This window comes from Brevundimonas sp. MF30-B (assembly GCF_004683885.1).
Taxonomy (GTDB): Bacteria; Pseudomonadota; Alphaproteobacteria; order Caulobacterales; family Caulobacteraceae; genus Brevundimonas.
In genome coordinates this window covers 1,289,321-1,302,921 of sequence record NZ_CP038440.1, presented here as the reverse complement: position 1 = coordinate 1,302,921, position 13,601 = coordinate 1,289,321, and the positions used below count along the sequence as shown (strand labels likewise).

General features: G+C 66.3%; 18 protein-coding genes. 14 read left to right on the top strand and 4 right to left on the bottom strand.

The genetic code is table 11. The features are described from left to right. Positions 1 to 25 precede the first annotated feature (25 nt). A complete protein-coding gene (locus tag E4M01_RS06590; RefSeq protein ID WP_135061664.1) occupies positions 26 to 454 on the top strand; it encodes a DoxX family protein in 429 nt (142 codons plus the stop codon). Here E4M01_RS06590 and E4M01_RS06585 read toward each other — a convergent pair. Beyond that, positions 399 to 608, bottom strand: a complete 210-nt coding sequence (locus E4M01_RS06585) for a DUF2256 domain-containing protein (protein ID WP_135061665.1) — start codon at positions 606 to 608, stop codon at positions 399 to 401. The genes E4M01_RS06590 and E4M01_RS06585 overlap by 56 nt on opposite strands. Positions 609 to 656: 48 nt before the next feature. On the opposite strand from E4M01_RS06585, the gene E4M01_RS06580 reads away from it, so the two are divergent. The 12 genes from E4M01_RS06580 (at position 657) to E4M01_RS06525 (ending at position 11,270) form a co-directional block, all read left to right on the top strand. Then, positions 657 to 1,142, top strand: a complete 486-nt coding sequence (locus E4M01_RS06580; RefSeq protein WP_135061666.1) for a MerR family DNA-binding transcriptional regulator — start codon at positions 657 to 659, stop codon at positions 1,140 to 1,142. Between the two features lie 3 nt (positions 1,143 to 1,145). Further along, positions 1,146 to 2,927: an acyl-CoA dehydrogenase C-terminal domain-containing protein gene (locus tag E4M01_RS06575; RefSeq protein ID WP_135061667.1), complete on the top strand. Its 1,782-nt coding sequence runs from the start codon at positions 1,146 to 1,148 to the stop codon at positions 2,925 to 2,927. 163 nt (positions 2,928 to 3,090) lie between these two features. Then, a complete protein-coding gene (locus E4M01_RS06570; RefSeq protein WP_135061668.1) occupies positions 3,091 to 4,254 on the top strand; it encodes an acyl-CoA dehydrogenase family protein in 1,164 nt (387 codons plus the stop codon). A gap of 47 nt (positions 4,255 to 4,301) precedes the next feature. Next, entirely contained in the window at positions 4,302 to 4,550 is a 249-nt protein-coding gene (locus E4M01_RS06565) for a type II toxin-antitoxin system Phd/YefM family antitoxin (RefSeq protein ID WP_245158151.1), read from the top strand. Then, positions 4,547 to 4,807: a Txe/YoeB family addiction module toxin gene (locus tag E4M01_RS06560; protein WP_135061670.1), complete on the top strand. Its 261-nt coding sequence runs from the start codon at positions 4,547 to 4,549 to the stop codon at positions 4,805 to 4,807. Before E4M01_RS06565 ends, E4M01_RS06560 begins: the two co-directional genes overlap by 4 nt. Then, the gene (locus tag E4M01_RS06555) at positions 4,804 to 5,523 is read left to right on the top strand and encodes a 16S rRNA (uracil(1498)-N(3))-methyltransferase (protein ID WP_135061671.1); all 720 of its coding nucleotides are present in this window, start codon (positions 4,804 to 4,806) and stop codon (positions 5,521 to 5,523) included. The genes E4M01_RS06560 and E4M01_RS06555 overlap by 4 nt, the downstream gene beginning before the upstream one ends. A 42-nt stretch (positions 5,524 to 5,565) precedes the next feature. Continuing rightward, positions 5,566 to 6,018 carry a potassium channel family protein gene (locus E4M01_RS06550; RefSeq protein WP_135061672.1) on the top strand — a complete coding sequence of 151 codons (453 nt, stop codon included), beginning with the start codon at positions 5,566 to 5,568 and terminating at the stop codon, positions 6,016 to 6,018. 64 nt (positions 6,019 to 6,082) lie between these two features. Continuing rightward, positions 6,083 to 7,438: a glutamate--cysteine ligase gene (locus E4M01_RS06545; protein WP_135061673.1), complete on the top strand. Its 1,356-nt coding sequence runs from the start codon at positions 6,083 to 6,085 to the stop codon at positions 7,436 to 7,438. Positions 7,439 to 7,504: 66 nt separating this feature from the next. After that, positions 7,505 to 8,065, top strand: a complete 561-nt coding sequence (locus E4M01_RS06540) for a hypothetical protein (RefSeq protein WP_135061674.1) — start codon at positions 7,505 to 7,507, stop codon at positions 8,063 to 8,065. After that, the gene (locus E4M01_RS14410) at positions 8,062 to 9,117 is read left to right on the top strand and encodes an OmpA family protein (RefSeq protein ID WP_209316084.1); all 1,056 of its coding nucleotides are present in this window, start codon (positions 8,062 to 8,064) and stop codon (positions 9,115 to 9,117) included. Before E4M01_RS06540 ends, E4M01_RS14410 begins: the two co-directional genes overlap by 4 nt. Before the next feature lie 73 nt (positions 9,118 to 9,190). Then, positions 9,191 to 10,723 (top strand): ATP-binding protein, encoded by a 1,533-nt coding sequence (locus tag E4M01_RS06530; RefSeq protein WP_135061675.1) that lies wholly within the window; start codon positions 9,191 to 9,193, stop codon positions 10,721 to 10,723. 106 nt (positions 10,724 to 10,829) lie between these two features. Further along, complete coding sequence (locus E4M01_RS06525; protein ID WP_135061676.1) at positions 10,830 to 11,270, top strand: hypothetical protein; 441 nt, start codon at positions 10,830 to 10,832, stop codon at positions 11,268 to 11,270. A gap of 105 nt (positions 11,271 to 11,375) precedes the next feature. Here E4M01_RS06525 and E4M01_RS06520 read toward each other — a convergent pair whose 3' ends face one another. Together E4M01_RS06520 and E4M01_RS06515 are read right to left on the bottom strand one after the other, a co-directional pair. After that, positions 11,376 to 11,687 (bottom strand): hypothetical protein, encoded by a 312-nt coding sequence (locus E4M01_RS06520; RefSeq protein WP_045319245.1) that lies wholly within the window; start codon positions 11,685 to 11,687, stop codon positions 11,376 to 11,378. A gap of 61 nt (positions 11,688 to 11,748) precedes the next feature. After that, on the bottom strand, positions 11,749 to 12,186 hold the full coding sequence (locus E4M01_RS06515; protein ID WP_081703507.1) for a helix-turn-helix domain-containing protein: 438 nt from the start codon (positions 12,184 to 12,186) through the stop codon (positions 11,749 to 11,751). Positions 12,187 to 12,640: 454 nt separating this feature from the next. On the opposite strand from E4M01_RS06515, the gene E4M01_RS14640 reads away from it, so the two are divergent. Further along, positions 12,641 to 12,856: a GDCCVxC domain-containing (seleno)protein gene (locus E4M01_RS14640; RefSeq protein WP_081703509.1), complete on the top strand. Its 216-nt coding sequence runs from the start codon at positions 12,641 to 12,643 to the stop codon at positions 12,854 to 12,856. A 77-nt stretch (positions 12,857 to 12,933) separates the two neighbouring features. Here E4M01_RS14640 and E4M01_RS06500 read toward each other — a convergent pair whose 3' ends face one another. Further along, complete coding sequence (locus E4M01_RS06500) at positions 12,934 to 13,560, bottom strand: tyrosine-type recombinase/integrase (RefSeq protein ID WP_135061677.1); 627 nt, start codon at positions 13,558 to 13,560, stop codon at positions 12,934 to 12,936. Between the last annotated feature and the right edge of the window lie 41 nt (positions 13,561 to 13,601).

Genomic DNA, 13,601 nt, shown 5'->3' with positions numbered 1-13,601 from the left:
GACTTCCTCCCGCCGATCGATCGCCATGCCCCCTTCTTCCTCCGCAGCCCGCTCCCTCACGCCCGCGCAACTGCGCTTGTGCGCGAACTACAAGAACCTGGCGCTATGGACCTTCCAGGGTTGGCTGGCGATGTTCTTCCTCGCGGCCGGCTACGCCAAGATGACGGAGTCGACGACCAATCTCGTCACGCTGATGCACTGGCCCGCTGAGGTCGGAGAGACGCTCGTTCGGATGCTGGGCGGGGTCGAGGTCGGCCTGGCCATCGGGCTGCTGGTGCCCCTGATTTCGTGGAGATTGGGTCGCCCGGTGCTGCTGATCGCTGCGGCCGGACTTCTCGGGCTGACGGTCTTCATGCTCGGCCTGCACGCCCTGCGCCTTGAGTGGAGCCTGGCGGCGGTCAATCTGATCCTGGCCGGCTTGACGGCGACGGTCCTGTGGGGCCGTCGCGCCTGAGGGCGGCCCGGCACCGGTCCGAACACACCTTCACCGCCTCCCAATCGCGCGCCCACTTTCGCCGCCAGACGAACGGCCGGCCGCACGCCTGACAGAGCTTAGACGGCAGATCGCCCTTGGCGGTCCCCTGTCCGTTGACGTGCTTGCGAGCCATGGCGCGTGAAAGCTTCCCTTTACGTGCGCGTCAAGTTATGACGGACGCATGGCGACCGCCGACGATCATCGCACCTACTCCATCCGCCAGCTGTGCCGCGAGTTCGGGGCCACGGCGCGCGCGCTGCGCTTCTATGAGGACAAGGGGCTTCTGACCCCCGCCCGCAAGGGCCAGACGCGGGTCTATGACGCGCGCGACCGGGCGCGGCTGAAGCTGATTCTGCGCGGCCGGCGCATCGGCTTCTCCCTGCAGGAGATCCAGGAGATGCTGGATCTCTACGACCACGACAATCACAACACCCATCAGATGGCGGTCGCCCTGCGCCGTCACCGCGCCCAGATCGCCGCCCTCAAGCAGCAGCGCGAAGACCTGGACGCCGCCATTGAAACCGCCGAGGAAGCCTGCGCCGTGATGGAGCGCAAGCTGGGCGAGCACCGCCCCGACCTGCTGCCCGGCGCCGACGAATACGCCGTCCTGCTGCACGAGCGGCTGAACAGCGACACCCCCTTCCAGCCCTTCAAAGCGAGAGCCTGAGCCATGGCCTACAAGTCGCCCGTCCGGGACCTGACCTTCATCCTGAACGACGTGCTGGAGGTCGAGCGCTACGCCAATCACCTGGAGGGCGCCGACCTGTCGCGCGACCTGATCGACCAGGTGCTGGAGGAAGGCGGCAAGTTCGCCGACGAGGTCATCGCCCCGATCAACCGCACCGGCGACCAGGAAGGCTGCAAGATCGACGGCGACGTCGTCACCACGCCCAAGGGCTGGAAAGAGGCCTATCATCAGATGGTCGAGGCGGGCTGGACCAGCCTGGCCTTCGATCCGAAGTACGGCGGCCAGGGCCTGCCGGCCATCGTGTCGATGGCGGTCGGCCAGTTTACCGCGGGCGCCTCGGCGGCGTTCTCGATGTATCCCGGCCTGACGGCGGGCGCCTTCCACGGCATCGAGGCCTCGGCGTCCGAAGAGATCAAGGACAAGTACCTGCCCAAGATGGCGACCGGCGAATGGACCGGCACCATGAACCTGACCGAACCCCAGTGCGGCACCGACCTTGGCATGGTGCGCACCAAGGCTGTTCCGAACGGAGACGGCAGCTATTCGATCACCGGCCAGAAGATCTGGATTTCGGCCGGCGAGCACGACTTCGCCGACAACATCATCCACACCGTGCTGGCCCGCGTCGAAGGCGCGGTTCCGGGCATCAAGGGCCTGTCGCTGTTCGTGGTGCCGAAGTTCCTGGTCAACGAGGACGGCTCGATCGGCGAGCGCAACGGCGTCCAGTGCGCCGGGCTCGAGCACAAGATGGGCATCCACGGCAACGCCACCTGCGTCATGGCCTATGAGGGCGCCAAGGGCTGGCTGATCGGCGAGGAAGGCCGGGGCATGAACAACATGTTCGTGGTCATGAACGAAGCCCGCCTGGGCACTGGCCTGCAAGGTCTGGCCATCGGCGACGCCGCCTATCAGGCCGCCGTCGAGTTCGCCAACGACCGCCTGCAGGGCCGCGCCCTGACCGGTCCGAAGAACCCGGACGGTCCGGCCGACCCGATCATGGTGCACCCCGACGTGCGTCGCATGCTGCTGGAGGCCAAGGCCTTCGTCGAAGGCGGCCGCGCCTTCATCCTGTGGACCGCGCTGCAGGCCGACCTGCAGAAGTCCTCGGACGAGGCCACCGCGACCAAGGCCCAGGACTACATGGGCCTGATCACGCCGGTGCTGAAGGCCTATCTGACCGACAAGGGCTTCCACGCCGCGTCGCTGGCGATGCAGGTGCACGGCGGCTCGGGCTACACCGAACACTTCCCCGCCTCGCAGTATCTGCGCGATGCGCGCATCACCATGATCTACGAGGGCACCAACGGGATCCAGGCGCTGGACCTGGTCGGGCGCAAGCTGCCGGCCAAGGGCGGCCGCGCCATCATGAGCTGGTTCGCCGAAATCGACGCCTTCGTGTCGGAGAACGGCGGAAACGAAACCACCCAGCCCTTCGTCGACGGCCTGGCCGACGCCAAGAAGAAGCTGCAGGAGGCCACCATGTGGCTGATGCAGAACGGCATGCAGAATCCCGACAACGCCGGCGCCGCCTCAACCGACTACCTCAACATCTTCGGCCTGACCGGCCTGGCCTATCTGTGGGCCCAGATGGCCGTGACGGCGCAAAAGGCCATCGACGGCGGCTCGACCGACCCCTTCTACAGCGCCAAGCTGCAGACCGGCCGCTACTTCGTCGAGCGCATCCTGCCCGACGCCGAGGCCCACCTGAAGAAGCTCAAGACCGGCGCCGACGTGCTGATGCAGATGCCGGCGGAGGCGTTCTAAAATCTCCCTCTCCCGCCGGGAAAGGGCTTGAGCCTCCGAGAGCCGCAGGCGATCGGCTTAGGCGAAAGGGTGAGGGTCGGCGCTTCATCGCCCGCCCGCCACCCCTCATCCGACCCGCTTCGCGGGCCACCTTCTCCAAACGGGAGAAGGACAGGAGATCAGTATGAACGTCCTCAACACCCCCGACCCCGAGTTCATGCAGGAAGAGGAAATCACCCTCTTCTCCGACTCCGTCGCCAAATGGATCGACGAACACGCGCCGCTGGAAAAGGTCCAGAAGTGGATCGCGGATTCCTCCGTCCCGCGCCAGCTGTGGAACGACGCGGGCGAGGCGGGCCTGTTGGGTCTGTCCCAGCCTGAGGAGGACGGCGGCCTCGGCGGCGACTATCGCCACGAGGTCGTGCTGATGCGTCAGCTGGGCTGGAAGGGCGCGGACCACTTCGGCATCTCGCTGCACAATGCGATCGTCATGCCCTACATCTGGCACTACGGCACCGAGGAGCAGAAGCAGCGCTGGCTGCCGCGCCTGCAGTCGGGCGAACTGGTCGGCGCCATCGCCATGACCGAGCCGGGCGCGGGCTCGGACCTGCAAGGGGTCAAGACCACCGCCATCAAGACCGGCAACCAGTATGTGGTGAACGGGTCGAAGACCTTCATCACCAATGGCCAGCTGGCCAACTTCATCATTGTGGTGGCCAAGACCGACCCGGCCGAGGGCGCCAAGGGCACCTCTCTGATCGTGGTCGAAACCGACGGCGCCGACGGCTTCGAGCGCGGCCGCAACCTGCACAAGATCGGCATGGAGGCCAACGACACCTCCGAGCTGTTCTTCAACGACGTGAAGGTCCCCGGCGAGAACATCATCGGCGGGACCGAGGGCCAGGGCTTCATCCAGCTGATGCAGCAACTGCCCCAGGAGCGCCTGAACATCGCCGTCCAGGGCGTCGCCGCCGCCGAGCGCGGCCTTGAGCAGACCCTGGCCTACGTCAAGGAGCGCAAGGCCTTCGGCAAGCGCGTCCTCGACTTCCAGAACACCCAGTTCAAGCTGGCCGAGGTCAAGACCAAGCTGACCGTCGCCAAGGTCTTCGTCGACCACTGCATCGGCCTGCACCTCAAGGGCCAGCTGGACGCCGTCACCGCCTCGATGGCCAAATACTGGGTCACCGACATCCAGGGCGAGACCATCGACGAGATGCTGCAGCTGCACGGCGGCTACGGCTACATGAACGAGTATTCGATCGCCCAGCTCTACAAGGACGCCCGCGTCCAGCGCATCTACGGTGGCACCAACGAGATCATGAAGCTTCTGATCGCGCGCTCGTTGTAAACGTTGCGAAGACGTACGCAAACGCGTACATTGAGGACATGAACGCCATGTCCATCACCGAACTGCGCAAGAACCTCGCGGCTGCCGTCGATCGGGTGACGGCGGATCACGACTACACCATCATCACCCGCGAGGGCGGAAAGCCGGCCGCCGTACTGATGTCGCTTGAGGACTTCGCCTCCTGGCAGGAGACGGACTATCTGCTTCGCAGCCCGGCGAACCGAGAAGCGCTCATGGCCTCTATCGCCGAACTTGAAGCAGGCGGCGGAACAGTCCGAGAGCTTATCGAGGAATGAATGTCGTCTTCTCGGCTCGTGCTTGGACCCAGTATCTCCAGTGGCAGGACACGGACCGCAAGGCGCTCAGGAAACTCAACACGCTGATCAAGGAGTGTCAGCGCAACCCATTCACTGGATCGGGAAAGCCTGAGCCTCTGAAGGCGGAGCTGTCCGGCTACTGGTCGCGGCGCATCGATCAAGAGCATCGCCTTGTCTACCGCGTCGCTTCTTACGGCTTGGAGATTGTCCAATGCCGCTACCACTACGACCGATGATCCGCCTCCACGTCCCCCAACCCCTGTCGCCGGGCGCCGCGCTGGCGCCGACGCTCGATCAGTCGCGCTACCTGACCCAGGTCATGCGGCTGAAGGCCGGCGACGAACTTCTGGTGTTCAACGGCAAGGACGGCGAATGGCGCGCCTCGGTGGCCGAAGTGCTCAAGAAGGGCGTCATCCTGCGCGCCGAGGAACAGGTGCGGCCGCAGGTCTTCGGCCCCGACCTCGACCTGATCGTCGCCGTGGTGAAGAAGGCGCGCGTCGAGACCATCGTTGAGAAGGCGGCCGAGCTGGGCGCGCGCCGCGTGCGCCTTGTGATCACCCAGCGCACCAACGCTGACCGTCTGCGCCTGGACCGGCTGGACGCCATCGCCGAGGAGGCCGCCGAACAGACCGGGCGCCTGGACGTAGCCGAGATCCACGACCCGGTGAAGCTGGACGCCCTTTTGTCCGCTTGGGAGCCCGGCCGCCGGCTGATGTTCTGCGACGAGACCGGCGGCGTGCCGGCCATTCGCGCTCTGTCGGACGCACCGCTCGAGCCCTGGTCCATCCTGATCGGTCCCGAAGGCGGCTTCTCGCCCGAGGAGGGCGAGCGGCTGCGCGGCCTGCCCTTCGCCACCGCCGTCTCGCTGGGCCCGCGCATCCTGCGGGCCGACACCGCCGCCATAGCCGCCATGACCCTGTGGCAGGCCGCCGCCGGCGACTGGGCGCGCTGAAGCGTGATTGCAGCGGCGCCGGAGTGAGCGCACTGTTCGGCCATGGGGCTGGAGCTGCTGATCGCCACCGTCATGGTCCTGCTCACCGTCAGCGTGCACGGGGCGGGCCTGCTGGTGCTGGCTAGGCTGCTGGCACGCCGGGAGCGGCGGCGTCGCGAACAGCGGATCAACCCCCTGAGCCTGGAGGGCGCGTTCACTGCGAGCGCCCTGGCCCTGGGCCTGATGGCCCTGCACGCCATCGAGATCTGGCTGTATGCCGCAGTCTTCATGATGGTGGGCGCCATCGCGGAGCTGCGCGACGCGGTCTATTTCTCGACCATCAGCTACGCCACCATCGGCTACACCGACACGGCCGTCGATCCGGACTGGCGGCTGTTCGGCGCGATCGAAGGCGTGAACGGCACCCTTCTGATGGGCTGGTCGGTCGCCTTCTTCGTCACCGTCATGACCCGCTTCCTGCCCACACCGCACCCGCGCCGGCACGATCCCACTTGAGCGGCGCCGCATTCCCGCCCATCTAGCCGCCACGGGATCCCGCCGGGATCGACAGGACCGCCCCATGACCGCGCCGCTTACCCGCTCCGACCTGATCGGCGCCCTGTCCAAGGGGATCAAGCCCAAGGACCAGTGGCGCATCGGCGCCGAGCACGAGAAGTTCGGCTTCGACCGCTCGACCCTGCGCCGCCCGGCCTATGAGGGCGAAAACGGCATCCGCGCCATGCTGGACGGCCTGACCCGTTTCGGCTGGACGCCCGTCGAGGAGGCCGGCCACGTCATCGCCCTGGAGCGGCCCAACGCCGAGGGCTATTCGGCCTCGATCAGCCTGGAGCCTGGCGGTCAGTTCGAGCTGTCCGGCGCGCCGCTGAAGGACATTCACGACATCTGCAACGAGACCGGCCAGCATCTGATGGAGGTCAAGCAGGTGGCCGATCAGCTGGGCCTGGGCTTCCTGGGCGCCGGCTTCGACCCGATGTGGCGGCGCGAGGACATCCCCGTCATGCCCAAGGGCCGCTATGACATCATGCGCGCCTACATGCCCAAGGTCGGGTCGCTGGGCCTGGACATGATGCTGCGCACCTGCACCATCCAGGCCAACCTCGACTTCGACAGCGAGGCAGACATGGTGGCCAAGTTCCGCACCTCGCTGGCGCTGCAGCCGATCGCCACGGCCCTGTTCGCCTGTTCGCCGTTCACCGAGGGCCGGCCCAACGGCTTCCTGTCGGCCCGCGCCAACGTCTGGACCGACACCGATCCCGACCGCACCGGCATGATCGACTTCGTGTTCGAGGACGGCTTCGGCTTCGAGCGCTACGTCGACTATGCGCTGGACACGCCCATGTATTTCGCCAAGCGCGACGGCCGCTACGTCGACGCCTCGGGCCAGTCGTTCCGCGACTTCATGGACGGCTGCCTGCCGGCCCTGCCCGGTGACCGCCCAACGAAGAAGGACTGGGAGGATCACCTCACCACCCTGTTCCCCGAGGTGCGGCTGAAATCCTATCTGGAGATGCGCGGAGCCGACGGCGGTCCGTGGAGCCGCATCTGCGCGCTTCCCGCCCTGTGGGCCGGCGTGCTGTACGACGCGCCCTCGCTCGCGGCCGCCTGGGACCTATGCAAGGACTGGGACATCGCCGACCACGAGCGCCTGCGCCGCGACGTGACCCGCCTGGGCCTCAAGGCCGAGGTCGCGGGGCGCTCGGTGCGCGACATCGCCGTCGACATGGTCGCCATCGCCCGCCAGGGCCTGAAGAACCGCGCGCGCTTCTCGGGCGGCATGGTCGACGAACGCGGCTATCTGTCGGAACTGGAAGACATCGCCGACTCCGGCGTCACGCCGGCAGAACGCCTGCTGGACCTCTATCACGGCGACTGGGGCGGCGACGTGGAACGGATGTACCGCGACTTCGCCTACTGACGATTGAACGCGATTGCCGGTCCGGCGTTCGACAGCGGTCAACCGTCACGGTTTCGCGAGGTCCAGATGTTCAAGGCTCGTCCGTTCGCCCTCTTGTCCGTCGCCGCGCTGGCGCTCGCCGCCTGCGGTCAGGATCCGGCTCCCGCCGAGACCCCCGCCGCATCTGGAGCCGCGACGCCCGCCGCGAGCCCGGGGACGCCGCCAGCCAACACCGCGAACCTCTGGAACGGCGGCCAGTCCTCGCCGCTGGACATTCAGGTGGCCCACCCGAACGGCGTCGTGCTGCAACTGACCTCGCTGCAGTCCCGGCCGACCGAGACGGTCGTCGGGGTGCGCGTGATCAACGGGCGCGACCGCGAGGTCCAGCTGAACCGCTTCAACAACAACCGCGACGGCTACATCGTCGTCGACAGCGGTGAGCGCATCTATCTGTCGCCGCCTGGCAATAATGCACGCCTGGCCATCCAGGCCGGCCAGACGCTGGAGGGGGAACTGGTGTTCCTGGGGCGGTTGCCCGCCGGCCAGAGCGCGATCCTGGTGCTGAACGAAAACGCCCAGACCGACAATCAGCACACCAACCAGCCCGGCTTCCGCATCGACCTGCCGTTGCAGGCGACAGGCCAATGATCCGCCTCGTCCCCCTGACGGCCGCAGGCGCCCTGGTCCTCGCGGCCTGCGGCAGTGGCGGCGGCGCCAGCGATGGCGCGCCGCAGGACATCCAGATCGCCCATCCCGGCGGGGTGGTGCTCCAAATTCAGTCGGTGGCCGCAGGCGGAGAGGCGACCCTGGTGAGGGCTCGCGTGATGAACGGCCGCACACGCGACATTCAGCTGAACGGCGGACGGGAGAACACCTATCTGCTGACCGACGCCGGCGAAAAGCTGTTTCTGGCCGCGCCGCCGGCCAACAGCGCCCTGGAGGTTCCGGCCGGCCGCACCATAGACGCCGCCCTGCTGTTCTCGGGCGCCCTGCCGCGCGGCGAACGCGCCACCCTGATCGTGAACCAGCATTCCGGCGCGGATAACGTCTACACCAGCGCCCCCCGCTTCGAGACGGTGCTGTCTCTGGACGGCGCGCGGGGTGCGCGCGGCCTGCCCGACACCAGCGGCCTGTCGGGAATGCGGCCCAACACAGCCTCGCGCCTTGCGCCCGCGACAGGCGGCGGCTCACAGCTGGGCGCCGGCGGTCAGGCGGCCAGCAACCTTCAGGTCGTGGAGGCGCTCAAGACCGAACTCGGCGCCGTCCAGACCGACCGCGGCTCGGTCGTCTCCCTGCCGTCGGACGTGACCTTCGATTTCGACCAGTCGACCATTCGGGCCGAAGGCCGCGGTGCGCTCGACACCCTGGCGCGCCTGATCCAGGCGGATGCGGGCGCGGGGACGATCACCATCGAGGGCCACACGGATTCGCGCGGCGACGACGCCTACAACCTGCGCCTGTCGCGGGCTCGCGCCGATGCGGTGAAGGCTTATCTGGTCGAAAAGGGCGTCCCCGAGGCCCGCCTGCGCACCATCGGCCTGGGCGAACAGCGCCCGGTGGCCCCCAACGCCGCCGCCGACGGTTCGGACGACGAAGCCGGCCGCCAGCGCAACCGCCGCGTCGAGGTCGTGCTGCCCACCGCCGCGCCGGCGACGCAAGACGCGCCCGGCGCGACGTCCAGCCTAACGCCTGCGAACTAACGTCGCAGACCGGTGGTGAACATTCGGCCTTAACGGTCAGGCTGTATCGGCTTGGATCCCTTCGAGGATTTCCATGAACAGCTGCGTCGCCCCAGCGCCCGTCGATGACATCGATCGCTTTTTCGAGGTCTCGCTGGACCTGCTGATCATCCGCGACATGGAGGGCCGCATCGTCAAGGCCAGCGAGTCGTGGCGCAATCTCGGCTGGAGTCCGGAAGAGCTGGTCGGCCAGCGCATCCTGTCCTTCGTCCATCCCGACGACATGCCGCGCACCCTGCTTTCGGTGGTCGAGGTCGAGGAGCGCGGGCTTGGCCTGCCGGTGCCCGGCTGCATCAACCGCTACCGACGCCGCGACGGCGGCTATGTCACCGTCGAGTGGCGGGCCCAGCGGACAGGCGACCGCATCTACGCCGTGGCGCGCGACGTGACCCAGCGGCTGGCCGACGAACAGGCCCTGATCGAAGCCAAGCGCGAGGCCGAGGCCGCCAACCGCGCCAAGTCGGACTTTCTGGCCAATATGAGCCACGAGATCCGCACGCCCCTGAACGGCGTCATCGGCATCGTCGACGCCCTGTCGCGCACGCCCCTAACGCCCGACCAGGCCGAGATGGTCGATCTGGTGCGCAGTTCGGGCGAGATGCTGGAGCGCCTGGTCTCGGACATTCTGGACGTGTCCAAGATCGAGGCGGGTCGGCTGGACGTCGAGGCCCGCGCCTTCGATCTGGACGAGGCGCTGCTGGCGCCGCTGGACCTCGCGCGCCTTCGCGCCGAGGACAAGGCGGTGGCCTTCCACATCCGGCGTGACGCCTCGGCGCACGGCCGTTTCGTCGGCGACAGCACCCGCATACGCCAGGTGTTCGGAAACCTGCTCTCCAATGCGGTGAAGTTCACGGCCCAGGGCTCGGTCACCGTCGAGATCGCGGTGGCCGAGGCCGCCGACGGTCAGGCGCTGCTGACGTTCGAAGTGGCCGACACCGGCGTCGGCTTTGACGCCGATCACGCCGCGCGCCTGTTCCAGCGTTTCAGCCAGGCCGACGCCAGCATCACGCGCCGGTTCGGCGGCACGGGCCTGGGCCTGTCGATCTGCCACGCCCTGACCAGCCTGATGGGCGGGGTGATCTCGGCGGAGTCCACGCCCGGCCAGGGCAGCCGCTTCCGGGTCGAACTGCCCCTGGCCCGCGCCGAGGCCGCCGCGCCGCGCCCCGCGCGCGTGCGCGAACCGTCTCTGGCCCCGCTGCGCGTGCTGCTGGCCGAGGACCACCCCACCAACCAGCGCGTGGTCCAGCTGATCCTGGCGACCCAGCAGGCCGAGGTGGTCACCGTCGCCGACGGCGCCCAGGCGCTGGAGGCGTTCGGCGCCGAACGCTTCGACGTGGTGCTGATGGACATGCAGATGCCGGTCATGGACGGCCTGAGCGCCACCCGCGCCCTGCGCGCGCTTGAGGCCCGCACCGGCGCGGAGCCCACGCCGATCATCATGCTCAGCGCCAACGCCATGACGGCCCACCGCCTCCAGGCCCACGAAGCCGGCGCGGACCTGCACCTGCCCAAGCCCATCACCGCCGCCACCCTCCTGGCCGGCATCGAGGCCGCTCTGGGCGGGTGAAGCGACGGCGGTCCGCTTGGGTGTCGTGGGGGCCGGCTAGCGGACTTGCTGAAGTTCGGCTCTCGACCCGTTGCGGACGTTCGTAGAGCACCGCCATACTGCTGGCATGGGTCACGTCGATTGCACGACTAAGGCAGAGCAGCTGTTTCGCGAATTTGCGGACCGGCACACCCTCCGTTTCGACCCTGATGCAGAAGCTCCTGTTGAGGTGTGCTGGAGGTTTCCAGTGCAGCCGGGCCTGTCCATGCCAATCACGTTGGCCCTGCAAAACTTCGACGAGCTGAACTTCGGTGTTGGAGGGTTCTGGTCCTATTTCTTTCCGTTCGACGACATGGCTACAAAGTTCGAAGGCTTCATCGACGCGTGGATTGAAGGAAATGCGCGGGTGGCCATGACTGGTCGGTCTAGCGGCTGGCTGCAAATCCGAGATGGCGCGACGTGGAAGACCGTCTACAGCGCGAACCCTTCGCTATTCAGGCGGCGACCCAAAGCGTTCCTGATGAACGAGGACGCTCGACCTAGTCACGAGTCGGCTCCCCACCCCTAGCTGACGTCGACCGTGACCAGTTTCCGGCACGTGGGCCAACGTCCGCTTTCGGCCTCGGAGACCAGGACCGAAATCGACCCAAAGCGGACGTTCCTTGTGAGGAAATCAGACCCCCTCTGCGAGCCATTCTAAGCTGATGAACATGGGGCCTAGGCCGATGTCCAAAAGCTGATGGCCACCAGTGACCGTCTGGCCAGTTAGAACCAGATCGCCCTCAATCCGGTGATCGGCTTCCAGCACGGTTCCGTTGGGCAGGTGAGACCCGCATTTGAGGTCGTAGATCATGTGTAGTTCGATGCCGCCGTCTGGACGGTCTTGATACGTCCCGCTCACCCGGCAACCGCCCTGATCAACTCCAACGACGCGCCCGTCCTTGAAGTGCGAGAGCATAGCCAGCCCCCACGCTTCGTCGTCCATGGGGTCTTGGTCCGATCCAGATTGGCGAACGCTGTAGAAACCGGGCCTGATGCTCATGGTCTTATTTCATCCCCTGTGGCCGACCACTCTCAGTCGAACCAGCTAGCCTTCCGTTCGATCCCAACTCTTTGATGACGGGGCAACGAACTTCGGTGCCCTCTCCACAGTCGACTACGGCCTGCTGAAGGACCCGCCTGAGCCGTGTCAGATCGCTGATCTTGGCGTCGATGCTGGCGATCTGATCCTTCGCCATATCCCTCACCTCACAGCACGATTGGCTCTCGGCCTCGCCCAAGGAAATCAAACGTCGGATGGTTTCAATGCCGAATCCCAACTCCCGAGACCTGCGAATGAACTTCAGACGCTCAGCGTGTTCAGGAGCGTAGCTACGGTGTCCGCCCTCGGTTCGGTCAGGCACGGGCATGACGCCGATACGCTCATAGTAGCGCACGGTTTCGAGGTTCACCCTAGCTTCGCGGGCCAACCTTCCAATCGTCATCCTTTGTCGCTTCACGCACTTGATCCCGTAGTGGCTACGGGTTGTAGCCTCTATCACATTGGACGGAGTTTCCCATGATGACCCACAAGCCTCCCCCTAATCCCGATGTTGTCGTCAGCACGTCGGCTGCTGTCGGAGGGTTTGCCTCGGTCTTCGCTTGGGCGGCTTGCTGCGTGTTGCCTCTCGCTCTCTCCCTTGCCGGAGTTTCCTTCGCAGGAGCCGCCGTCATCGCAGGAGCGCGAACATGGCTGACGGCCATTGCGGCGCTCGTGTTGATGGTGGGCTGGCTCTTGCATTGGCGGCGGGTTCGAAAGTGCCGAACTGACGTGAGTTGCGCTCGACCGTCGCGGACGGCTTTTTGGCTGCTTGTTCTGGCTTCCGTGCTGGTTGGCCTCGCTCTGGTTTGGGGGCCTTTCATTGAGCCTTGGGCGATGAGCGTCTTGATGGCCGCGCGATGAGCGACGGCATCCTGCTACAATCCACCCTCACCTGCCCTGACTGCGGGCATGTGGCTACCGAAACCATGCCGACAGACGCTTGCATCTGGTTCTACGATTGCGCTGGCTGTGGGACCAAGTTGCGACCGCTGCCCGGCGATTGCTGTGTGTTCTGTTCTTACGCGGACACTCCATGCCCACCGATCCAGCAGGGCACCTCGTGCTGTGGCTAGTGACGCGGCCTGAGCATAGGTCCGCTTCCCACCCATAGCGGACCTTCGCCGGGCCCACTTCGGAGCCCGGCTCAGGATCACAGATCGATCTGCTCCGACATCTCCAAGGCGTCGTCGACCTCGATGCCGAGGTACCTGACGGTGCTCTCCAGCTTCCGGTGCCCAAGCAGGAGCTGGCACGCGCGAAGGTTGCCCGTCTTTTTGTAGACCAAGGAAACCTTTGTGCGCCGGAGGCTGTGCGTACCATAGCCTTGCGGCTCCAGGTCAATCATCCGCACCCAGCGATCCACAAGCCGAGCATACTGCCTCGTGCCGACGTGCTGACCTGACCGGCTCCGACTCGGGAACAGCCAGTCGTCTTCGCGCTGACCTCGAACGTCCAGCCATGCCGCAATGGCATCACGGGCTGGTTCGGTGATCTCGAACGGCACGGGTCGGCCGGTCTTCTGCTGAATCACGATCGACCGCTGACGGAGGACACCGCCGGGCGCCACATCGCTCACTCGAAGCCTAACGAGGTCACATGCTCGCAGTTTGGAGTCGAGTGCGCAGTTGAACATTGCGAGATCGCGTACTCTCCTCGCGACCTTCAGCTGCTGGCGGATGGCCCAGATGTGCTTGGGCTTAAGCGGCGCTTTGGGGCCGATCAAGCGTCCCTTGTTCCATGGGCGCTTTGGTTGGATGAACAGGTCAGACTGGCGCATGGCCAACCTCCATTGAGATCGCCTCCCTGTCCGTGGCAAGT